We start from the raw sequence: 22593 nt of genomic DNA on the forward strand, positions 1-22593 counted from the left end.
ATCAGAATATTCGCCTAATATGCCGGATATGAAGATTCTGGTTATTGAAGATGACCTGGAGGCGGCGGCCTATCTGGTAAAGGCGTTTAATGAGTCGGGGATTGTTACCGACCATGCAAGCGATGGTGACCTCGGATTTTATCTGGCGACGGAAAACAACTATGACGTCATGGTCATAGACCGGATGCTTCCCAAGCGAGATGGACTTTCGATTGTCAGCGAGCTGCGCGAAAAATCGATCGACACGCCGGTGTTGATATTGTCGGCGCTCGGCCAGGTCGACGACCGGGTCACCGGTCTGCGTGCCGGTGGTGACGACTATCTGCCGAAGCCCTATTCCTTTTCGGAACTTCTGGCACGGGTAGAAGTTCTCGGGCGGCGCAAGGGTATGCGCGACAACGATACCGTCTACAAGGTCGGCGACCTTGAGCTCGACAGGCTTGCCCATGAGGTGCGTCGGGCCGGACAACGCATTACGCTGCAGCCGCGTGAATTCCGCCTGCTTGAATATCTGATGAAGCATGCGGGGCAGGTGGTCACGCGCACCATGTTGCTGGAAAATGTCTGGGACTATCATTTTGATCCACAGACCAACGTAATCGACGTGCATATCTCCCGGTTGAGATCCAAGATCGAAAAGGGATTTGACAAGGCCCTGCTGCGAACTGTCAGAGGCGCGGGCTACATCCTCAAAGCTGATGGCTAGGGCCATGGGCCGGTTCCGGCTGCTTCTGCGCACCACCGCGGTGCGCATGTCTGCGCTTTATCTTGGCCTGTTTGCCATATGCGCGGTCATTCTCGTCTTTTATGTCACCGACCTGACATCCAGTCTCCTGACCTATCAAACCAAACAGGTAGTTCAGGACGAACTGAAGGTCCTCGGCAATTTTTACCGCCGTGGCGGCGTATCCAGACTGATTGGACACATTGACAGACGCTCCAGAGAGCCCGGTGCCAACCTTTATACGATTGCGGCCCCAAACGGGCAGATTCTCGCCGGCAATGTCGAGAGCCTGCAGCCCGGAGTGCTGGAACGGGAAGGCTGGACGGAAAGGCCGTTCTCCTATCGAAGGTTTTACCAGCCGGAAGGCACACCGGGTCATATGGCGCTCGCCGAAGTGATTTTTCTGCCCAACGGCATGCGCGTTCTTGTCGGCCGTGACCTGGGTGAGCCGACAAAGTTCAGGTCCATGGTGCAGCGTTCCCTGGTTATGGCGCTCGGAATCATGGTGATCGGAGCGCTCGTTATCTGGTTCGTGATCGGGCGCCGTGCGCTGCAGCGCATCGATCGCGTGTCGCAGGCCAGTCAGAAGATTATGGCCGGTGATCTGGGTCAGCGTTTGCCGGTGAGCGGTTCGGGTGATGAATTCGACCGGCTTTCGGAATCGCTCAATTCCATGCTTGGCAGGATAGAAAGCCTCAATGAAGGCCTGCGCCAGGTATCGGACAACATAGCCCATGATCTTAAAACACCGCTGACACGACTGCGAAACCGCGCCGAGGCGGCCCTCGCCGGCAAGGAAGATGGCCCTGCCTATCGGGCGGCCATGGAGGAGATGATCGAGGAATCGGATCAGCTTATCCGTACATTTAATGCGCTATTGATGATTTCGCGCGTGGAAGCCGGGTCAGCGGTTGCCGAGATGAACGAAGTCGACCTGTCCCAGATTGCCCATGACGCGGAGGAACTCTACGAACCGGTGGCCGACGAAGCAGGTGTCAGCCTGTCGACACGTATAGAGGACGGGATCGAAGTCTCCGGTAATCGGGAACTTATCGGCCAGGCGCTTACCAACCTGATTGACAATGCGATCAAATACTCAGCCGATTGCAAGAAGCCGGCGCGGATCGAAGTTGCGCTGGAGCGCGGCACAAACGGGTCGGTTTTGTCCGTCAGCGACAACGGGCCGGGTATTCCCGAAAACCGGCGTCACGACGTCATCAAGCGCTTCGTACGGCTCGATGAAAGCCGTTCAAAACCGGGAACGGGGCTGGGGTTGAGCCTCGTAGATGCTATTATGGCCCTTCACGGGGGCCGTCTTGAGCTCGATTGCAATGGCAATGAGCATTCAGGATTGTGCGCCAGAATGGTGTTTGACAGACGAGGATAGATATTGACCAGCGCGCAATCGACGGGTTTGAAATTCGTTGCTGGTACACCGGTGCCTATCAGGGCGACTTCGCAGGAAGCGTCACAGGAACTCTTAAACGATCTTTGCAAGGCAGCAGGCGAACTGCCTGAATTAACGAGCTTTTTGTATTCGGATTCCCCTGAGCGCGAGCTGCTTCTGGCATCCATGACCCTGTCGCCCTACCTGAGCGAAATCGCGCTCTATCATCCCGAATGCGTCCTCAGAACCATCCAGGCGCAGCCTCAGCAATTGCTTGATGAACTGGTCGAGAGCGCGCGCAACGCCTGGAAGGATTGCACAAGCGAGGCCGAACTGATGGCCATGCTTCGCCAGTTGAAGCGTCAGCTGGCGTTCTCGCTTGCGATCTACGATCTCGGTCGGGTTCTGGAAACGCCAAAGGTCACGGCGTGGCTGAGCGCATTTGCCAGGGCCAGCGTATCCTCTGCCATCGATCACCTGCTGCTGACGGCCCATAATGCGGGAAAACTCGTTTTGCGCGACGTGGAAAACCCCAGCAAGGGTTCCGGACTGACCGTCATCGGAATGGGCAAGCTCGGTTCGAGCGAACTGAACTATTCATCCGACATCGATCTCGTCGTCATCTATGACCCGCAGGCCGATATCGTCAAAGATCGCGATGAGGCGACGGATATCTTTTCCCGAATGATCCGGCGGCTGATCCATATCCTGCAGGAACGGACCGGCGACGGATATGTTTTCAGAACGGATCTGCGGCTTCGGCCCGATCCTGGATCGACGCCCCTGGCGCTGCCCTATGACGCAGCCCTGCATTACTATGAGGGCAGGGGACAGAACTGGGAGCGTGCCGCCTATATCAAGGCGGATGTGGCTGCAGGTGATCTGCAGACGGGAACGGCATTTTGCAGCGAACTGACGCCGTTCATCTACCGCAAATACCTGGACTACGTGGCAATTACCGACATTCATTCCATCAAGCGGCAGATCCATGCCCATAAGGGTTTTGGCGAAATCTCCGCCTACGGCCACAATGTCAAGCTCGGCCGTGGCGGAATACGGGAAATCGAGTTCTTCGCTCAGACCCAGCAGCTCATTGCCGGTGGCCGAATGCCGGCATTGCGGACGCGATCGACGGTCAAGACCCTGGCCGTGCTGGCGGAAGCCAAGTGGATCGAACGCGGCACCGAGGAATCACTGCGTAACGCTTATTGGTTCCTGCGCGATGTCGAACACCGTATCCAGATGCGTCGCGATGAACAGAGCCATGTGCTACCTGAAAATGAAGAGGATTTTCAGCGCATCGCGCTGATGATGGGTTTCGACGAAGCAGATGCCTTCGCCAAGAAACTTCTCGCAACGCTTCGGCTTGTCGAAAAACACTATGCCCGCCTGTTCGAACATGAAAAGGGGCTGACCTCCGGAACCGGAAACCTCGTCTTTACCGGCGATGATGACGATCCCGGCACGCTGGAGACGTTGAGCCAGATGGGTTTTGAACGTCCGTCCGACATGTCGCGCGTCATTCGCACCTGGCATTACGGCCGCTACCGGGCGACGCAGACGGCGGCGGCGCGTAAGCGCCTGACGGAACTGATGCCGGATCTCCTGCAGACCTTTGCCGACACCGGACGAGCAGACGAAACGCTGTTGAAGTTCGATTCCTTCCTTTCAGGTCTGCCAGCCGGCATACAGCTCTTTTCACTGCTCGGCACAAATGCCGGGCTGATGTCGCTGCTTGTCAGCATCATGGCCTCTGCCCCGAGGCTTGCCCATGTCATTGCCCGAAAGCCGCATGTATTTGATGGCATGCTCGATCCGGCGCTTCTGGCCGAGCTTCCCACCCGGGAGCGGCTTTCCGAGCGGCTCGAGGCGTTTCTCGAAGGTGAACTCGCCTATGAGGAGATTCTCGACCGGCTCCGCATATTTGCGTCCGAACAGAAGTTTCTCGTTGGTGTCCGGCTGCTCACCGGCGCTATCAGCGGTGACCGCGCTGCAACGGCATTTTCTGATCTTGCAGATCTGACGCTGCAGGCAGCGATCGACACCGTTCAGGGCGAACTTGAAAGGGCCCACGGCCGCATTGCCGATGGACGCATTGCCATTGTCGGGCTTGGCAAGCTTGGCAGTCGCGAAATGACGGCCGAATCCGATATCGACATGATCCTGCTTTATTCGCACGATCCCGACTGCATGGAATCCGATGGCGCAAAGCCCATCGATCCGGTGCGCTACTATGCACGCTTCACGCAGCGGCTGATAGCAGCGCTTTCCGCGCCCACCGCCGAAGGCGTGCTTTACGAGGTGGATCTGCGCCTGCGGCCTTCGGGCAATAAGGGGCCCGTTGCAACCCACATCCGGGCGTTCCGCAAATATCAGCAGGAAGAGGCATGGACCTGGGAACACATGGCACTGACCCGGGCGCGCGTGGTCGCCGGCGATGCGGTGTTGAAGGCCGAGGCTGAAGAGGTTTTTGCAGATGTTCTTGGCAGAGAACGGGACATCGAAAAGACCGCGACGGATGTGGAGGATATGCGCAAGCGTATCGAAGAAGAAAAGCCCGCCGCCAATATCTGGGATCTTAAGCTGGTGCCGGGTGGGCTGATCGACATTGAATTCATAGCCCAGTTCCTTCGGCTGCACGCCGCTCGCCTCGATGCGGAAGGGCTGGAGCCCGGGACACAGACAAAAACCGTTCTGGAAGCACTCGCACCGTCAATGATAGGTGAGGATGCTGCGGTCACGCTCACGGATGCATTGACACTTTACACGCAGATTTCCCAGATCATCCGCCTTTGTCTTGAGAGCAAGTTCGAGCCGGATGAATCGCCGCTCGCCTTCAAGGAACTGATGCTGAGGGGAACCGATTTTCCCGATATGGGAACCCTGGAGGCGCATCTCGAGGATGTGTCACAGACCGTGCGCGCAATCTTTATTCGAACGATCCATGACCGGCAACTGCTTTGAGGGCGCCACTGACATCTGCTTGAGCTGGCGATACCTGGCGCCTGCTATCGGAACTTTTCTTGCGGATTGATCGGCAGGCGCAGCGAGACGATTGTTCCGACATCGCTCGTCGACCTGATTTTCATCGCGCCGCCATGCAAGGCGATAAGGGCGCGGGAGATCGCGAGGCCAAGACCCGACCCGCCTTTGCTCTTGGAAAACTGGTTCTGCACCTGCTCGAAGGGCTGGCCGATGGTTTTGAGCGACTTTTTGGGAATTCCGATGCCCGTGTCTTCAATCGTCAGGGTAACGGCGTCGGAGTATTTGCGTGCGCGCACCGAAATCCGTCCGCCGTCGTCGGTAAACTTCGTTGCGTTTGAAAGCAGGTTCAAAAGCACCTGCTTGATCGCGCGCCGGTCGGCATGAAGCGTAAGGCCCGCGGAAATCTTCGATTCCAGTGAAATGGATTTCGCATCCGCCTGAACGGCGACAAGGCGCAGTGTTTCCTCTATGAGCGGCGCGATGTCGATACGGTCACAGGCCAGCTGCAGCCGGCCGGCCTCGATCTTCGACATATCGAGAATGTCGTTGATCAGCCCCAGAAGATGTTTGCCGCTGTTGTTGATGTCGTTGGCGTATTCTTCGTATTTCTCCGATCCGAGCGGACCGAACATGCGGTTCTGCAAGATCTCGGAAAAGCCGATAATCGCGTTGAGCGGCGTGCGCAGCTCGTGGGACATGTTGGCCAGGAATTCGGATTTTGCCTTGTTGGCGGCCTCCGCATTGTCCTTTTCAGCAAGATATTTGGCGTTCAGATCGCTGAGTTCGACGGCCTTTTCCTTCAATCTGGTCTGTGAAGAGGACAGGTCGCCGATGCTCGCCATCAGCCGCCGTTCGGATTCGCGCAGCCGGTCCTGATGCCGCTTGAGCTGCGTAATGTCCGTGCCGACAGAAACCGATCCGCCGTCGGTTGTATTTCGTTCGTTTATCTGCAGCCAGCGCCCGTCCGCGAGCTGCACCTCCATGCTTTTTGTATCATTGCCGCCATCGGCCGCCGCAATCTGCTTTTTGACGATGGGACGCTTTGCGGCGGCCAGTACGTCCTTTTTCTCAAGCCCCGGCAGGACCGCTTCGTCGGGCAGGCCGTAAATGCGCTGATAATTTGAGTTGCACATGACCAGCTGGTCGTAACGGTCCCACAGAACAAATGCTTCCGATGTGCTTTCGACAGCATCGAACAATCTCTGATCCGCCTCAACGGATCGCTGAGCGAGCCGCTGTTGCTCGGTGACGTCCATGGCAATGCCGATGAGATGCGAGGGCTCGGCGGTATCGGATGTGATCTGTCCGCGCGCACGCAGCAGGACATAATGGCCATCAGCATGGCGCATACGAAACGTGTGGTCGACCTGGGTCACATGTCCGCGGGCGATGGACTGCGCCACCTCGTGAAGGCCCTTGTCGTCGGGGTGCATGAGGTGGGTCACGTCCCGGTAGGAAAGCACGCAGTCGCGCGGCTGTTGTCCGAGGATTTCATACATCGATCGCGACCAGTAGAGGCGGCCCCGGTTGAGGTCCCAGTCCCACAGTCCGCAACGGCCGCGCGAAAGCGCCGTGTCGACCCGGTGGTGGGCCTCGAGATAGATTTCATCTGCGTCCTTGGCGCGGGATGCCTGGGTGAAATAGGCGTATAAGATGATCAGCAAAATGCTCGATGTCGCGGCAAACAGCGTCACATTAAGCGAAACTTCCTGTCTCCAGGGGCCGATTATGTGGGCTGCGGGCGTCAGTGCGGTCACACCGCCCATTTTGCCGGGCAGATTGGCCTGTGATGCGAAATAAAGCTGATCCTTGAAGCGGACGGTCTCAACGCCGGCGCGCGCGCCGAACAGGCGCAGAGGCGAGGAAGACGGGATCAACCGGTCCAGCTGCAGGCCGACAAACGATGTGCCGTTGGACGTCGCCGCGAAAATCCGGCCCTCGGAATTGGAGATCAACACGAACCGGCCGTCGGTGATCAGCATTGCCGGTAGGGCATTGCCGATCTCAAGCTCGACTTTCCACCGGTGCTGCGATTGAAATGCTTCTTCCTGCGATTTCAGGGCCGCCGCACCCGTGAGCGCCGTCAGTGCCGTTGCCTGCTTGGCTGCATCTTCAAGCTGGGTGCGTTCGTTCAAGAGGTCGGTAAACCGGGCGGCGGCAACGACAATCAGAAATGCGACGATCAATATCGGTATCGAACGCTTGAGAAAGGGTTCCGCCTTGACCAGCCTGCTATAGGCCGGTTTGGCAAACAGCTTCGCGTGTCCGGCCAGGTCAGGCCGCCATCCCTGGCTGTCCTGTAAGCCGGATAGATTCTCCCGTTCAGTAGCGCCCGCTCGCCGCGCTTCTGCCATGTGTCCCACCTGTTATATTTTGTGATTCGGTAGCCGCATGCCCGAACCTGCCCTAATGAATCAAAGGTGATTCGCCTTGTCCAGCCCCAACGTTAATTCTTTTTTAACGCGTTAAAATTGCAGAATAATTTGGAATATTGCGACTGCGAGTTTCTTGTTGCGGCGCAATAGAAATCGCGGATATGGGCAAATCACCCCATCCGCGCCGGTGTTTGCCGGGGCTGGTTACTGTCCAAGCATCCGGTTGGTAATGTCACGGACATCGGGAGAAAGGGATTCTTGCCCGGAAATCATGCCAAGCGCCGCGCGGGCCTTTTCACGGCGTTGCCGTTCCAGTGACTTCCATGAGCGCATTGCGGTCAAAATACGGGCAGCAACCTGCGGGTTGCGGCTGTCCAGTTCGACAATCTGTTCGGCGAGGAACGTGTAACCGTCGCCGTCCAGACGGTTGAAGCCAGTCGGATTGCCGGCGGCGAAACTGCCGATGAGCGCCCGCACCCGGTTCGGATTATCGATCGAAAAATGCGGCGTCGCCATCAAATGTTTGACGCGTCCCAACGTGTCCGAACCCGGAACCGTCGCCTGAACTGACATCCATTTGTCGATAACCAGAGGATTCTTGCTGAAACGCTTCTCGAATTCTGCAAGTGCGGTTTCCGTTGCATTCGATCCGGGGAAGCGGTGAGCCATCAGGCCAAGCAGGCCGCTCAATATCGTCATGTTGTCGGCCGATCTGAAGATTGGCAGCAGATCTTCGGCGGAAGTATCTGTACGGGTCAAATAACCGAGGCATGCAAGATAGAGCGCCCGTCTGCCGGCACTGTCGGCATCCGGCCGGTAGGGCTCATCAGGCAGGATCGTATCGGCAATCTCGGAAAATGTGCCGCTGCCGTCTGCGGCAATCCTGTCCAGCACGGCATTGCGGGCGGTGTATATGGCGTCCGGGTCGATATTGTTGCCGATCTCCCGCGCGATGTCCGCTTCACTGGGCAGGGTAATCGCCTGACCGCGCAATGCGGGCTCCAGCTTGTCATCGGCCAATGTGGCAATCAGGCTCTCAACCAGTGCCGGACCGCATTCGACGGCCTTTTCTGCCCTTGCCGATTTTGCAGCGGCAATCAACGTCCGCATGGCAAGTTCATTAAGCGCCTGCCAGCGCGAGTACGGCTCGGTTTCGAAGCGGGCCAGATGCGAAAGGTCCGAGGACGACTGCTCGTAGCGAATGTTGATTGGAGCGGAGAAGCTTCGGTTCAAAGAAAGAACCGGTCTGGATTGAATGCCTTTGAACACGATCTCGTGGCGGCGTTTTTTCAGGTGCATGACATCGCCATGTGTGGTGACGCCCGCAATGCCGGTGGCCTCAATTTCTGCGCCGTCCGCGGCTATGAGGCCAAACCGCAATGGGATGTGCATGGGCTTTTTACGCTCTTCGCCTGGCGTGGCGGGGACCGACTGTTCGATCTCGACCTTCAGCGTGCGTTCAGATGCGTCGTAGTTCGACCCGACCGTAATGACCGGCGTTCCGGCCTGATGATACCAGACAGAAAATTGGGACAGGTCGGCACCGGTTGCATCCTCGAAGCATGCCAGAAAGTCTTCGATTGTCGCGGCGTCGCCGTCATGGCGTGAGAAATAAAGATCGAGGCCGTTCTTGAATTCCTTCAGTCCGAGAATGGTCGCCAGCATGCGGACAACCTCCGAGCCTTTTTCGTAGACGGTCGCCGTATAGAAATTGTTGATCTCGCTGTAACGGACAGGGCGAACGGGATGGGCGAGCGGACCGCTGTCTTCGGGAAACTGATGCGCTTTCAACAGCCGTACTTCGGCGATGCGTTTGACCGGTCGGGAGCGCATGTCGGCTGAAAACTCATGGTCGCGGTAAACTGTCAGACCTTCCTTCAGGCAAAGCTGGAACCAGTCGCGGCAGGTGATGCGGTTGCCGGTCCAGTTGTGGAAATATTCATGCGCGATAATGGCTTCAATATTTGCGTAGTCGGCGTCGGTGGCCGTATCGGCATCGGCAAGGACATATTTGTCGTTGAAGATGTTGAGGCCCTTGTTTTCCATGGCACCCATGTTGAAATCCGAAACGGCGACAATCATAAAGACGCTGAGGTCGTATTCCCGGCCAAAACGGTCTTCATCCCACTTCATCGAGCGCTTCAGCGCATCCATCGCATAGGACGCCTGGGCTTCCTTTCCGTGCTCCACATAGATTTCAAGCGCAACGGGCTTGCCGGATTTGGTGATGAAGCTGTCCCGCACGACTGAAAGATCACCGGCAACCAAAGCAAAGAGGTAGCTTGGCTTCGGGTGAGGGTCATGCCACACCGCATAGTGCCAGCCGTCTCCAAGATCACCGGTTTCGCCTGGGTTGCCGTTGGAAAGCAGCAGCGGTGCTTCTGCAGCCAGCGCTTCGATGCGTGTAGAATAGATAGCCAGAACATCGGGCCTGTCGAGGAAATAGGTGATACGCCGAAAACCCTCGGCTTCGCACTGGGTGCAATAGACGCCGCTGGACCGGTATAGGCCCATGAGCTTGCTGTTGCTGACAGGTGCAATTTCCGTGGTGATTTCGAGCGTGAAGAATTCTGTTGCAGGAAGATCGCGCACTTCCAGCTTCGAGGGTGTTGCCGTAAAGCGGCTTTCGTCCGCTGCCACATCATTGATCTTGAGGCCGGCAAATGTCAGCTCGTCGCCGTCGAGAACAAGTGGGGAATTTTTCTCTGCGCCGGACCGCCTGCGGAGCGAAAGACGGCTGGTAACGATTGTTCGTTCCGGATTCAGCCTGAACGTGAGGTCAACCGTCTCGATCTCGAACGCCGTCGGTTTGTAGTCTTCAAGGCGAACATCCTGTCCGGTCTCTGTTCTCATGTCTGTTCTGTTCCAATTCGATTGCCGCTGCGCCCCGCTGTAGCGTTCAACCGGCAATGCCGTCAAACTTAATAACCAACGAAATGTTGCGTTCGAAGCTGTTTTATCGCCGCCATGATGACATTCTGCCGGGCAGGCCCTATAAATAGAGCTGGATGGGGCTCCCGTTCCGTACCAATCCTCCAAACTGCAGGTTTTTGATGAATATTGTGACACCGAAATTCGGCGTTGGGGCATCCGCGCTTCGAAAAGAAGATGACGCACTTGTTCGCGGCAAGGGCCGTTTTACCGACGATTTCAATCGGGATGGCCAGGTTTATGGCTATGTGCTCAGGTCTCCTTATGCTGCGGCGACCTTTACAATCAATTCTGTCGAGGATGCGGCAGCCGCTGATGGCGTGCATCTGGTTATGACTGCAGCCGATGTCGCCGATCTCGGCGATATTCACTGCCATACGCCGGTCAAGCAGCCGGATGGTTCGTTTAACATCATGCGGCTGACGCCGTTATTGTGCGACGGGCAGGTTCGCTATGTCGGCGATGCGGTTGCCTTCATTGTTGCTGACAGCATCAAACAGGCACAGGATGCGGCAGAGCTGATCGACATAGACTGGGACGGCACCGAAGCGGTTGCCGACATGGCGGCGGCGCTTAGTGGCGACGCGCCGTTGCTTTGGCCCGAGCTCGGTTCCAACAAGGTGTACCTGTTTGAGCAGGGTGATCGCACAGAGACAGATGCGGCCTTTGAAAATGCGCACCAGGTCACGGAAATCTCCTTCATCAACAACCGGCTTGTCTCCAACTTTATGGAGCCGCGTGCGGCGCTCGCCGAATGGGACGCGGAAGACGAAAGTTTCACCGTCACGCTTGGCTCGCAGGGCGTGCATCACATCCGCAACACGCTTGCAAAACACATCTTCAAGATGGATGAGGACAAGATCCGCGTCATATCCGGCGATGTTGGCGGCGGCTTCGGTACCCGCTTCCATAATTACCGCGAATTCCCGCTCACGATGGAGGCGGCGCGCCGTCTTGGCAGGCCGGTAAAATGGCTCGCTGATCGGTCTGAACATTTCGTCGCCGATGCCCATGGCCGCGACAATCTCGTCACTGCCTCGATGGCAATGGATGAAAACGGTCGCTTCCAGGCGTTGCGCATTAACGTCAAGGCCAATATGGGGGCTTACCTCAATGGCTTTGGTCCGAGCGTGCCGCTCCTCGGTGCAATGATGGCGACAGGTGTCTACGACATCCAGAAACACCACATGCGTATCACCGGGGTCTACACCAACACCACACCGGTGGATGCCTATCGCGGCGCGGGGCGCCCTGAAGCCGCGCTGCTGATCGAGCGCCTTGTTGACGCATGCGCCCGCGAAACCGGTATCGATGCAGTGGAGCTGCGCCGCCGCAACTTCATCAAACCCGAGCAGTTTCCATACCGCACCGCTGCCGGCCGGCTTTATGACGTCGGCGAATATGCGGGCCATATGGATATGGCACTCAAAAACGCCGACCGTGAAGGTTTTGAAGCACGCGCCGAGGAAGCACGTTCCCGCGGCAAGATCCGCGGTCTCGGCATGTCGGTCTATGTCGAAGCCTGCGCCTTTGCCGGCTCGGAGCCTGCCTATCTCGAGCTCAATGAGGACGGCACTGTCACCCTGTTGATCGGAACACAGACGAACGGGCAGGGCCATGCAACGGCCTACAGCCAGTTCATTGTCGATCGCATAGGCATCGACTTCGACAAAATCATCGTCAAGCAGGGCGATACGAACGACCTCAACCAGGGCGGCGGAACAGGTGGTTCCCGCTCGATCCCGATCGGCGGTGTTTCAGTCGACCGCGCGGGTGAGGTGCTGGCAAAGCAGATGCGCCAGATCGCATCTGACGAATTGGAAGCGGCACCCGACGACATTGAACTGGTGGCCGGCCAGGCCCGGGTTGTCGGCACGGACCAGTCGATCACCTTTGCCCAATTGGCGGCCGCTGCGAAGGACAAGGAGCAGCTCACGGCCAGCGGAGAAATCAAGCAGGACGAGGCGACCTATCCCAACGGAACCCACATATGCGAGATCGAAATCGATCCGGAGACCGGTCAGTCAGAAATCGTCAAATACACGATCGTCGATGATTTCGGCGTGGTTGTTAATCCGAACCTTCTGCTGGGGCAGGTCCATGGCGGAGTAGTGCAGGGCATCGGCCAGTGTCTCCTTGAAGGGGCGTCCTACAGCGAGGATGCGCAACTCCTGACCGCAAGCTTCATGGACTACGCAATGCCAAGAGCGGACAATATGCCGTCATTCGACTTCGATACGCGCAATGTCCCTTCAACGACAAACGCCATGGGCATCAAGGGCGCCGGCGAGGCCGGAACGATCGGTGCATGCCCCGCCGTCCTCAACGCGGTCATAGATGCCCTCGACCGTGCCTACGGCATTCGACACATCGAAATGCCGACATCGCCGCATCGTATCTGGTCGGCAATCCAGAACGCGTCCGGCAACTGACCGCCGTTCGCGCAGCGAGGCGATCGCTGACAAATCAAGTGTGCCAGATGCCGGATCCGCCTTTTGGCCGGACCGGCCTCCGGCCCATGCCGCCGGAGACGAGAATTAATGAGCGAGCTTGCAGTGAAGGACAGTCAGTCACGGACGCTGACAGGCATTGCGCTCAAGGTTGCGTCGGTCGTGGTCTTTGTCGGCATGGCTACCTGCATCAAGCTTGCGGGTGAAGGCGTGCCGCCCGGGCAGATTGTATTTTTTCGCTCTTCGATGGCAATGGTTCCGGTGCTTGCCTATCTGGCCGCGCGGCGGCAACTCCACACTGCGTTCAAGACGGACAACCTGCTGTCGCATTTCTGGCGTGGCCTCGTCGGCGTTTCCGCCATGGCCTGCGGGTTCTACGGTCTGACCCATCTGCCGCTTCCCGATGCCATTGCACTGGGCTACGCGAAGCCGCTTGTGATGGTCATTCTAGCGTCGATTTTTCTTGGCGAAACAATCCGCATCTATCGCTGGTCGGCCGTCATGGTCGGATTTCTCGGTGTTCTGATTATCTCGTGGCCACTGCTGACGATCTTTAATGGCGATTTCTGGCAAAGCACCCAGACGCTGGGCGTCATGGCGGTACTCACATCGGCGGTGCTTGCCGCCTTTGCCATGATTTTGGTCCGGCGGCTGGTCGCGACTGAAAAGACACCGACCATTGTGCTCTATTTTTCGCTTTCGGCTACGCTTCTGTCACTTGCATCGTCGCCGTTCGGATGGGTGGCGCTTGATACGTCGTCGCTGGTGCTGTTGATGTGCGCGGGGCTGTTCGGCGGGATCGGGCAGATCATGCTGACCCAGAGCTATCGCTACGCGGAGGTTTCAACCATCGCGCCCTTTGAATACACGTCGATCATCATGGGCATCGTGGTCGGTTATTTCCTCTTTGGCGACATACCCCAGTGGTCAATGCTTATCGGGACAGCCATCGTTGCCGGAGCCGGCTTGTTCATCATTGTGCGCGAACACAGGCTCGGTCTCGAGCGCAAAAGCGCCCGGCGCTTCACGACACCGCAGGGCTGACGCGCTCTAGATGCTTTCGCCGGCCAGTTCGTCTTCGGCTGTCATTTCGACGCGTGGATCGAGTTCGTAGGTCTGTGGGGTCTGAGCACGCGTAATCGGGATGGCCTGGAAGTCCACGCGGTCTTCTTCGGTTGCCTGGGCGCGCCGGAAGGTGCGGAAATAGGCATATCCGCCGTAAAGCGCAAATGCGGCGCCGATCACCATGAACAGGGCGTAGCTGCCGGCCCGGTCCATAAGCGCGCCGGATATCAATGGTCCAAGCATTGTTCCGCCGCCATAGACGATCAAAAGGCCGCTCGATGTGGAGACGAACTCATCTGGCTGTGCGTAGTCGTTGGCATGGGCGACGACGATCGAGTAGATGACAAACAGCACTGATCCGAGCAGGAACACTGTGAACAGGAACAGATAGATGTTTGTCAGTCCGACGATGAGATTGACCACGCACATACCGACGCCGATCAGACCTGTAATGGCCATCATGTAACGGCGGTCGATGCGGTCGGAAATGCGGCCGATCGGTATCTGGAACACCGCGCCGCCGATCATGGCGACGGCCAGCATTGTCGCGCCTGTCGCGGTCGAGAGCCCGTTGACCTGCGCGAACACCGGCGCGAGGTTGTTCCATGAACCCGAAATGGTGCCTGAGAGCAACGCGCCGACAACCGCCGCCGGGGATTTGAGATAGAGGCTCTTTAGGTTGACGGAAACCTGGGTAAGCGGTTGGGGCGATTGGGCACTGGAAAGGCCTGTCGGCATCAATGCTAGCGCATACAGGATTGCCGCCACCATGAACAGCGACGCCGTCATCGGATTACCCAACGGAACCATGAACTGGCCGGCCATGAGCGCGAGCATGCTGACGACCATGTAAACGGAAAAAACCGCGCCGCGGGTTTCGTTCGTCACCCGCTCGTTCAACCAGCTTTCGATCACCATATAGCCGCCGGCAATCGAAAAGCCGGCTATGCCTCTGAAGAGAATCCAGGCGGTCGGATCGACAACAAGACCGTGCATCAGCAGCGAGATCGACATCGCCGCCGCCAGCACCGCAAAGACGCGCACATGACCGACACGCAGCACCAGGCGGGGAACAACGAGGCAGCCGGCCGTGAAGCAAACCGCATATCCGGTCGCGATCATCGATATCTGGAATGTGCTCCAGCCTTCCTGAACCGCCCTGAGCGGCAGGAGATATCCGGCGAGACCACTGGCCGCCAGCATGAAAAAAGCCGACATAAGGAGGCTGGTAATCGGAACAATGCTGCTCGTCATAACATCGATTTCCCGGTATTCGACACTGTGTCCCAGATATAAGTGTGTAGTGCCATCAGTGCGGGTGGCGCGCGTCGGGAAAGCCTGGTCCCGATGCATCAATCCTGCCATGAAGCGATGCGGGATGTGATTTCAGAAACGACATCCAATTCAAATTAATTTTGCCGACTTTTCAACCGCATGGGCCCAGGCGCAAGGGTTGCCCGCCGTCCACGGCTCCGGCGGTGCTCTTGCGACCGCTACGGTTCCGAACCGGCAGATGCCCGATCCAGATGATCTCTGACACTCAGGAAATCCTGCCAGGAGAGTTTCTTTTGTGCAGGGTTTCGAAGCAGATAGGCCGGGTGCAAGGTGGGCAGGGCAGGGATGCTCATGTCGCTATTAGGATGGTATTGCGACCAGGTTCCACGCAGCGAAAGTATGCCCCGCGTTGTGCCCAACAGTGCCTTTGTCGATACGTTTCCAAGCAGTACCACGACCTTCGGATTGACCAGTTCCACGTGGCGTTCGATGAAGGGTCGGCACAGTTCGATTTCAAGCGGGGTCGGCGACCGGTTGCCTGGCGGGCGCCAGGGGATCATGTTGGTGATGTAGCAGCCGGTCCGGTCGAGGCCGATGGCGGTCAGCATCTTGTCGAGCAACTGTCCGGCGCGTCCGACAAAGGGAAGTCCTTGCCGGTCTTCGTCACGACCAGGGGCTTCGCCGATAAACATGATGTTGGCTTCGGGATTGCCGTCCGCAAAAACAGTGTTTCGGGCTCCAAAGCGCAAATTGCATCCATTGAAGGAGGAAAGGGCCTCCCGCAGAGCAGCGACCGTTTCTGCGCTGCGGGCCGTTTCACGGGCATCGGAGATCGCTGTCTCGTCGGGAACCGTTGCCTGTGTTTGGACGGGTTGTGGCGGCGGCGGTGCGCCCTGCGCGGCTGCCGGTTGCCGCCGTTCAACCTGCTGAACGGATTGGGGAGCCCTGCCGCGAGGCTGCTGCTGTGTCAGCACCGCCTTGGCCGCAGCGCTCTGCTCGAAACGGTCTACCGGCGCATCCTCAAGCACGCAGTCGACCCCGGCATCGGCATAAAAATGCAGCATTGCCGCAAGTTCGCCCGCCGTCAGGTCCTGAACCTTGTTGTCGCCTTGTGAAACCATTCGGGAATGTTAAAGCAGCCGTCCGGTGAATAGAAGCGGTGTCGGACAATATCCCCTGCGGGTAAGCAGCGACAATTCGCGCAGCGTGCAAACATCATTTGATATTGACGTTTACGTAAAAGTAAATAAAAGGAAATCGCGGCAGAATGATTCTAAATGATTGCGCTGGATTTCCCGAAAGGCTATTGGCGATACGGACAAAGCGCCTGAATACCCGGATTTTCTGGAGGAGTTGAATTATGAGTGACGATTTCGAGTTGCCCGAGCGCGAAAGCATGGAATTCGATGTGGTCATCGTCGGCGCCGGCCCGGCGGGACTGGCAGCAGCTATTCGCCTGAAGCAGCTCAACGAGGACCTGTCGGTTGTCGTTCTGGAAAAGGGTGGTGAAGTCGGTGCGCACATATTGTCCGGAGCGGTTGTTGACCCTGTCGGCGTGGACAAGCTCATCCCCGACTGGCGCGACGATCCGGAGCATCCCTTCAAGACGCCGGTGGAAAAGGACCATTTCCTGATTCTCGGTCATGCCGGCTCCGTGACGCTTCCGAATTTCATGATGCCGCCGCTGATGAACAACCACGGCAACTACATCGTTTCCCTCGGCAATGTCTGCCGCTGGCTTGGCGCCAAGGCTGAGGAACTTGGGGTTGAGGTCTATCCGGGATTTGCCGCAACCGAAGTTCTCTACAGCGACGAGGGCGCCGTTATCGGTGTCGCCACCGGCGATATGGGTGTTGGCCGCGACGGCAAGCCCGGACCGAACTTTGCCCGCGGCATGGAACTCCTCGGAAAATATGTGCTGATCGGTGAGGGGGTTCGCGGATCGCTCGCCAAGCAGCTCATTTCGCGCTTTGAGCTCGACAAGGACCGTCAGCCGCAGAAATTCGGCATTGGCATCAAGGAGCTGTGGGAGGTCGACCCTTCCAAACACAAACGCGGCCTTGTTCAGCACTCCTTCGGCTGGCCGTTGGACGGCAAGACAGGCGGCGGCTCGTTCCTCTACCATCTTGAAGACAATCTCGTTGCGGTCGGCTTCGTCCTGCACCTCAACTACAAAAACCCCTATCTGTCGCCATTCGAAGAGTTCCAGCGTTTCAAGACGCATCCTGCGATTGCACCCACATTTCAGGGCGGCAAGCGCATCTCCTATGGCGCACGTGCCATTACCGAGGGCGGTTACCAGTCCGTTCCGAAGCTCACATTCCCTGGCGGTGCACTGATCGGCTGTTCAGCGGGCTTCATGAATGTTCCGCGTATCAAGGGCTCGCACAACGCCGTACTCTCCGGCATGCAGGCAGCAGAACATGTTGCCGGGGCCATCGCCGATGGACGATCCGCCGACGAGATCAGCGGTTACGACGAGCAGTGGCGCGCCAGCGAAATCGGCAAGGATCTGAAAAAGGTCCGCAATGTCAAACCCCTTTGGTCGAAGCTCGGAACCATGGCCGGTGTCATGCTCGGCGGCTTCGACATGTGGATGAACACGCTTTTCGGCTTTTCGTTGTTCGGCACCATGCAGCACGGCAAACCGGATTACGCCGCTCTTGAGCCGGCCGCCAAGCACAAGAAGATCGACTACCCGAAACCCGACGGCGTCTTGACCTTCGACCGGCTTTCCTCGGTGTTCCTGTCGAACACCAACCATGAGGAAGATGAGCCTGTCCATCTTCAGCTTCAGGACCCGGCGCTGCAGAAGACATCGGAATACGATATCTATGCGGGCCCATCGACGCGATACTGCCCTGCGGGGGTTTACGAGTGGGTGAGCGAAGACGGCAGTGAGCCGAAATTCGTGATCAACTCCCAAAACTGCGTTCACTGCAAGACTTGCGATATCAAGGATCCGAACCAGAACATCAACTGGGTGCCGCCACAAGGTGGCGAGGGACCGGTATATCCGAATATGTGACCTGCTGCTTCAAGCTGATTTGCTTTGTAAAACACCGGCGCCATGTGCCGTGTTTTTTGTTTTACTCGCTATTTCGCCGGTAAACTGCTTTGATACTTCAAAAATAGCCGTTTCTGAATTGATTCCTGGCGGGGGATAGCATGAGCATCTCACGATTTGCGCTACTGATGGTCGTCTTTATCGACATTATGGGGCAAGGGCTTATGTACCCCCTTATCGCGTCGATCCTATTCGATGCGAACCGGGGATTTCTTCCGCACGACATGCCGGAAGCAGCCCGTGAAGTGCGGTACGGAATCGTTATCGGCCTGTTCTTCGCGTCCTGGTTTTTCGGCGCGGCTTTCATTTCCAAACTATCGGATTACATCGGCCGCAAATACGGCATTTTGATTTGTCTTAGCGGGACGCTGGCGGGCTATGTACTGACAATTCTGGCGCTCATGACGTCAAGTTTTGTTCTGCTGGTTGTTGGCCGCGTGGTCGCCGGATTCACGGCCGGCAACCAGCCGATTGCTCAGGCAGCACTGATTGATCTTGCAAAGGATACGCAAGAACGCGACCGCTTTATGGGTTACATCGTTGCTGCCGCGGCTCTTGGCCTGATGGGCGGGCCCATCATGGTTGGCGTCCTTGGCAGCAAGGCGGTTCTGGGTGGGTTTGCCTCGCTGGAACTGCCTGCCTATGTCGCCGCAATCATCGTGTTTATCAACATCATCCTGATCCAGGTCTATTTTGCGGAGACGTTAAAGCAGCGCCGCAAGATAGACTTCGGCCTTTCGGAAGTCTTCCTGACATTGTGGCGTATCGCCAATCACCCGATTGTCCTGCGTGTCGGCCTGGTTTATTTCTTCGCCATCCTCGGCCTCAATGCCTATTTCATCTTCCTGGACGACTATGTCGACGTAAAGTTCAAATTCGGAACCTTTGGAAGCAGTGCGATTCTTGTGGTTGCCGGCGCTGCCATGGCATTCGGCAGTTCGTTCCTGATGGGGCCCGTGTCGGCCAGGTTCCGGCAAGTCCGCACGATTGTTGTCACGATCATCATCATGGCGGTGTTTGTGGCGCTGTTCATGGTCAATTCGAATTCGCTGTTGGCCTATATCCTCGTCATTCCCATTCTCATGGCATTTTCCATTACCTACCCGACGCTGCTGTCGATGCTGTCCGAAGCGGTCGACAGCACAGAGCAGGGGTGGGTCATGGGGGTTTCGATTGCACTCTTTACCCTTGGTTCGGGATCGATCTCGCTGATCGGGGGGCTGACAATGGCGACCGACCCCAACCTGCCGTTCACAATATCGCTCGGCGCGTTTGCCGTCGCACTGATATTGATCGGCACGGTTTGGCGTTCCGAGCTGGTGACCAAACTCGATCCGAAGAACCAATCCGCTTAAAGCGCGTGCCGATCTGTCCGAATATGTGATTTGAAACGCGACTGACTCATTTACGTGTATTTTTGGAGTGGCGCTACCAGGACACGAACTATTGCGCTCGCAATGTGAACCGCAAACTGTTTTGACGACCAGTGGCAGGGCATGCCGAATCGGAGAGCTGCATGAGTATTTCACGCTTCGCACTGTTGATGGTCGTCTTTATTGACATCATGGGCCAGGGATTGATGTATCCGCTGATCTCATCGATCCTGTTTGACACGAACCGCGATTTTCTGCCCCATTCTATGTCCGAGGCTTCCAGGGAAGTCCGCTACGGCATCGTGATCGGCCTCTTCTTCGGTGCCTGGTTCTTCGGCGCTGCCTTTATTTCCAAGCTGTCAGACTATATCGGCCGCAAATACGGCATTCTGATTTGCCTGACGGGAACTCTGGCGGGATATTTGCTGACCATCCTGTCCCTGATGACTTCGAGTTTCTTACTTCTGGTCATCGGCCGGCTCGTGGCGGGATTTACGGCCGGCAACCAGCCGATCGCGCAGGCTGCCATCGTGGATATGGCGAATGGCCCCGAGGAAAAGACGCGCTACATGGGCCAAATGGCCGCCGCGGCGGCAGCAGGCCTGATGGGGGGGCCGATCATCGTCGGCCTGCTTGGGAGCGAGGTCGTGCTTGGCGACTTTGCATCGCTGGAGCTTCCGGCCTATTTTGCAGCGGTAGTCGTTCTCATAAATATCCTGCTGATACAGTTCTACTTTACTGAAACGCTCAAACAGCGACGCAGGATCGATTTCGGACTGTCGGAGGTGTTTCTGACGCTCTTGCGGGTGGCAAAACATCCGATCGTGGCGCGGGTGGGGTGCGTTTTCTTTTTCGCGGTACTAGGACTCAATTGTTTTTTCATTTTCCTCGATGATTACGTTGCGACCCGATTCAGTTTCGGGACCTTCTCATCGAGCGCAATTCTGGTCGTCGCCGGTGGTGCCATGGCCTTTGGAAGCACAGTGCTGATTGGCCCCGTTCTGGCGCGCTATTCGCAAATACGAACCGTAACCGTGACGGTCGCCATCATGACAGTGTTTGTGGCGCTGTTCATCGTCAATCCGTTTCCGGCGTTGTCTTATCTGCTCGTAATTCCAATACTGTGCGCATTTTCCATAACCTATCCGACTCTCCTGCTCATGTTTTCAGAAACGGTGGACGCCACCGAGCAGGGTTGGGTAATGGGCGTGGCAATTGCATTGTTCACGCTCGGTTCGGGTTCGATCTCCCTTGTTGGCGGCGTGACTATGGCTGCCAACCCTAATCTGCCTTTTTTAATCGGAATAGGTGCGTTTGCCGTCGCCCTTGCGCTGATCGCCACCGTCTGGCGTTCCGGGTTGGTCACCAAACTCGATCCGAAAAATCAGCCGGCTTAGGTCCAATTGACCTTAAGAATAGCGGTGCCGACCTACTGGAAAGCCGGTTCGAAGAAGCTGCGCAGTTTTCGTGAATGGAGCCGCTCAGGCGGCATCGCCGCCAGCTTCTCGAGGGCAAGGATGCCGATCTTGAGATGCTGGTTGACCTGCGTTCGATAAAAATCCGTCGCCATTCCGGGTAGTTTCAGCTCGCCGTGCAGCGGTTTGTCAGAAACGCAAAGAAGCGTGCCATAGGGAACGCGGAAGCGGAATCCGTTGGCTGCAATGGTTGCTGACTCCATATCCAGCGCAATCGCACGCGACTGTGAAAGGCGGTGCACCGGGCCGCTTTGATCGCGCAGCTCCCAGTTGCGATTGTCGATCGTCGCGACGGTGCCAGTACGCATGATCCGCTTGAGGTCGTATCCGTCGAGCCCGGTCACTTCGGCAACCGCTTCCTGCATGGCAACCTGCACTTCTGCGAGCGCCGGCAAGGGCACCCAGACAGGCAGGTCGTCGTCCAGCACATGGTCTTCGCGCACATAGGCGTGGGCTAGCACATAGTCCCCTAGCTGCTGGCTGTTTCGAAGGCCGGCGCAATGGCCGAGCATCAGCCAGGAATGTGGCCTGAGCACCGCCACGTGGTCGGTAATCGTCTTGGCGTTGGACGGGCCGACGCCGATATTGATCATCGTAATGCCCGTATGGTTCGGCCGTTTGAGATGATAGGCGGGCATTTGCGGCATCCTGGCCGGTCCGACATCCGGACGCGGCGCGATTTCACCGGCATAGGTTATGGCATTGCCGGGTTCGACAAACGCTTCATAGCCGCCTCCGCCATCCGCCATGAGTGTCTTTGCAAAAGCGCAGAACTCCTCGACATAGAACTGGTAGTTCGTGAACAGCACGAAGTTCTGGAAATGATCGGCGCGGGTCGCGGTGTAGTGCGAAAGCCTTGCCAGCGAGTAGTCGACACGCTGTGCTGTGAAGGCCGCCAGGGGCAGGGGGGCGTCTGAATCGGTATCGTAAGTACCGTTGACGATCATGTCGTCGGTAATATTCAGATCCGGCGCATCGAATATATCGCGCAGCGGTTCGGTGATCTTGTTTGCAAATGAAGCATCAACGTCGGCGCCGTCCCCGAGCGCAAAGTGCAGCGGAATGGGCGTGTCCGATTCCTCGACGATGACCTCGACATCGTGGTTTTTAATCAACAGTTCCAGCTGTTGTTCAAGATAGGACTGGAAAAGGTCCGGACGGGTTATGGTTGCCGTATAGGTGCCTGGCGCTGTGACATGGCCATAGGACAGGCGGCTGTCAACATGCGAGAAACTGGAGGTGGAAACCCGTACCTGCGGGTAGTAGGCCCGGCAGCGATTGCCCTCTTTTATCTGACCGTCTCCAAATGCCTGAAAACGCTCCTGAAGAAAGGATGTATTGCGCCGATAAAGATCTTGCAGTGCTTTGACCGCGCTTTTCGCGCTTGAAAATGATTTTTCTTCGACTGCCGGCGGTGTCACGACCGCGGACTGATTGTGTGATCTGATTCGTGTGTCCATGCTCTAATATAGTCACCCCGGTGTGA

13 protein-coding genes are annotated in these 22593 nt (G+C 57.3%); 8 read left to right on the top strand and 5 right to left on the bottom strand.

What is annotated here, in order from left to right:
• Window positions 1-28 precede the first annotated feature (28 nt).
• The 3 genes from ABVT35_RS06430 to ABVT35_RS06440 are packed head-to-tail and all read left to right on the top strand — an operon-like array spanning window position 29 to window position 5075.
• Window positions 29-706: a response regulator transcription factor gene (locus ABVT35_RS06430; RefSeq protein ID WP_368466287.1), complete on the top strand. Its 678-nt coding sequence runs from the start codon at window positions 29-31 to the stop codon at window positions 704-706.
• Between the two features lie 4 nt (window positions 707-710).
• Window positions 711-2111: an ATP-binding protein gene (locus tag ABVT35_RS06435; RefSeq protein WP_368465454.1), complete on the top strand. Its 1401-nt coding sequence runs from the start codon at window positions 711-713 to the stop codon at window positions 2109-2111.
• A gap of 3 nt (window positions 2112-2114) precedes the next feature.
• Window positions 2115-5075, top strand: coding sequence for a bifunctional [glutamine synthetase] adenylyltransferase/[glutamine synthetase]-adenylyl-L-tyrosine phosphorylase (locus ABVT35_RS06440; protein ID WP_368465455.1), 2961 nt, complete (start codon window positions 2115-2117; stop codon window positions 5073-5075).
• 44 nt (window positions 5076-5119) lie between these two features.
• On the opposite strand, the gene ABVT35_RS06445 is transcribed toward ABVT35_RS06440, so the two are convergent.
• Entirely contained in the window at window positions 5120-7450 is a 2331-nt protein-coding gene (locus tag ABVT35_RS06445; RefSeq protein ID WP_368465456.1) for a PAS domain-containing sensor histidine kinase, read from the bottom strand.
• 225 nt (window positions 7451-7675) lie between these two features.
• The gene (gene pepN / locus ABVT35_RS06450) at window positions 7676-10324 is read right to left on the bottom strand and encodes an aminopeptidase N (protein WP_368465457.1); all 2649 of its coding nucleotides are present in this window, start codon (window positions 10322-10324) and stop codon (window positions 7676-7678) included.
• Window positions 10325-10524: 200 nt separating this feature from the next.
• Here pepN and ABVT35_RS06455 point away from each other — a divergent pair, with 200 nt between their 5' ends.
• Both ABVT35_RS06455 and ABVT35_RS06460 read left to right on the top strand, forming a co-directional pair.
• Window positions 10525-12834 (top strand): xanthine dehydrogenase family protein molybdopterin-binding subunit, encoded by a 2310-nt coding sequence (locus tag ABVT35_RS06455; RefSeq protein WP_368465458.1) that lies wholly within the window; start codon window positions 10525-10527, stop codon window positions 12832-12834.
• Between the two features lie 108 nt (window positions 12835-12942).
• A complete protein-coding gene (locus ABVT35_RS06460) occupies window positions 12943-13896 on the top strand; it encodes a DMT family transporter (RefSeq protein WP_368465459.1) in 954 nt (317 codons plus the stop codon).
• A gap of 6 nt (window positions 13897-13902) precedes the next feature.
• On the opposite strand, the gene ABVT35_RS06465 is transcribed toward ABVT35_RS06460, so the two are convergent.
• Both ABVT35_RS06465 and ABVT35_RS06470 read right to left on the bottom strand, forming a co-directional pair.
• Complete coding sequence (locus tag ABVT35_RS06465; RefSeq protein WP_368465460.1) at window positions 13903-15171, bottom strand: MFS transporter; 1269 nt, start codon at window positions 15169-15171, stop codon at window positions 13903-13905.
• Between the two features lie 239 nt (window positions 15172-15410).
• Entirely contained in the window at window positions 15411-16313 is a 903-nt protein-coding gene (locus ABVT35_RS06470) for a uracil-DNA glycosylase family protein (RefSeq protein WP_368465461.1), read from the bottom strand.
• A 239-nt stretch (window positions 16314-16552) separates the two neighbouring features.
• Here ABVT35_RS06470 and ABVT35_RS06475 point away from each other — a divergent pair, with 239 nt between their 5' ends.
• The 3 genes from ABVT35_RS06475 to ABVT35_RS06485 all read left to right on the top strand — a co-directional run bounded on the left by ABVT35_RS06475 (window position 16553) and on the right by ABVT35_RS06485 (window position 21029).
• On the top strand, window positions 16553-18220 hold the full coding sequence (locus tag ABVT35_RS06475) for an electron transfer flavoprotein-ubiquinone oxidoreductase (protein WP_368465462.1): 1668 nt from the start codon (window positions 16553-16555) through the stop codon (window positions 18218-18220).
• A gap of 140 nt (window positions 18221-18360) precedes the next feature.
• Window positions 18361-19614, top strand: coding sequence for an MFS transporter (locus ABVT35_RS06480; RefSeq protein WP_368465463.1), 1254 nt, complete (start codon window positions 18361-18363; stop codon window positions 19612-19614).
• Window positions 19615-19775: 161 nt separating this feature from the next.
• Entirely contained in the window at window positions 19776-21029 is a 1254-nt protein-coding gene (locus ABVT35_RS06485) for an MFS transporter (protein ID WP_368465464.1), read from the top strand.
• 32 nt (window positions 21030-21061) lie between these two features.
• On the opposite strand, the gene ABVT35_RS06490 is transcribed toward ABVT35_RS06485, so the two are convergent.
• Complete coding sequence (locus tag ABVT35_RS06490) at window positions 21062-22567, bottom strand: AMP nucleosidase (protein ID WP_368465465.1); 1506 nt, start codon at window positions 22565-22567, stop codon at window positions 21062-21064.
• Window positions 22568-22593: the final 26 nt, after the last annotated feature.

The sequence above is a fragment of the Hoeflea sp. TYP-13 genome (genome assembly GCF_040932035.1).
Taxonomy (GTDB): Bacteria; Pseudomonadota; Alphaproteobacteria; order Rhizobiales; family Rhizobiaceae; genus Hoeflea_A.

Excerpts from the sequence above, each read along its gene's own strand:
- ABVT35_RS06430 (WP_368466287.1), top strand. The coding sequence starts at position 29 with ATGAAGATTCTGGTTATTGAAGATGACCTGGAGGCGGCGGCCTATCTG.
- ABVT35_RS06435 (WP_368465454.1), top strand. The coding sequence starts at position 711 with ATGGGCCGGTTCCGGCTGCTTCTGCGCACCACCGCGGTGCGCATGTCT.
- ABVT35_RS06445 (WP_368465456.1), bottom strand. The coding sequence starts at position 7,450 with ATGGCAGAAGCGCGGCGAGCGGGCGCTACTGAACGGGAGAATCTATCC.
- pepN (WP_368465457.1), bottom strand. The coding sequence starts at position 10,324 with ATGAGAACAGAGACCGGACAGGATGTTCGCCTTGAAGACTACAAACCG.
- ABVT35_RS06455 (WP_368465458.1), top strand. The coding sequence starts at position 10,525 with ATGAATATTGTGACACCGAAATTCGGCGTTGGGGCATCCGCGCTTCGA.
- ABVT35_RS06460 (WP_368465459.1), top strand. The coding sequence starts at position 12,943 with ATGAGCGAGCTTGCAGTGAAGGACAGTCAGTCACGGACGCTGACAGGC.
- ABVT35_RS06465 (WP_368465460.1), bottom strand. The coding sequence starts at position 15,171 with ATGACGAGCAGCATTGTTCCGATTACCAGCCTCCTTATGTCGGCTTTT.
- ABVT35_RS06470 (WP_368465461.1), bottom strand. The coding sequence starts at position 16,313 with ATGGTTTCACAAGGCGACAACAAGGTTCAGGACCTGACGGCGGGCGAA.
- ABVT35_RS06475 (WP_368465462.1), top strand. The coding sequence starts at position 16,553 with ATGAGTGACGATTTCGAGTTGCCCGAGCGCGAAAGCATGGAATTCGAT.
- ABVT35_RS06480 (WP_368465463.1), top strand. The coding sequence starts at position 18,361 with ATGAGCATCTCACGATTTGCGCTACTGATGGTCGTCTTTATCGACATT.
- ABVT35_RS06485 (WP_368465464.1), top strand. The coding sequence starts at position 19,776 with ATGAGTATTTCACGCTTCGCACTGTTGATGGTCGTCTTTATTGACATC.
- ABVT35_RS06490 (WP_368465465.1), bottom strand. The coding sequence starts at position 22,567 with ATGGACACACGAATCAGATCACACAATCAGTCCGCGGTCGTGACACCG.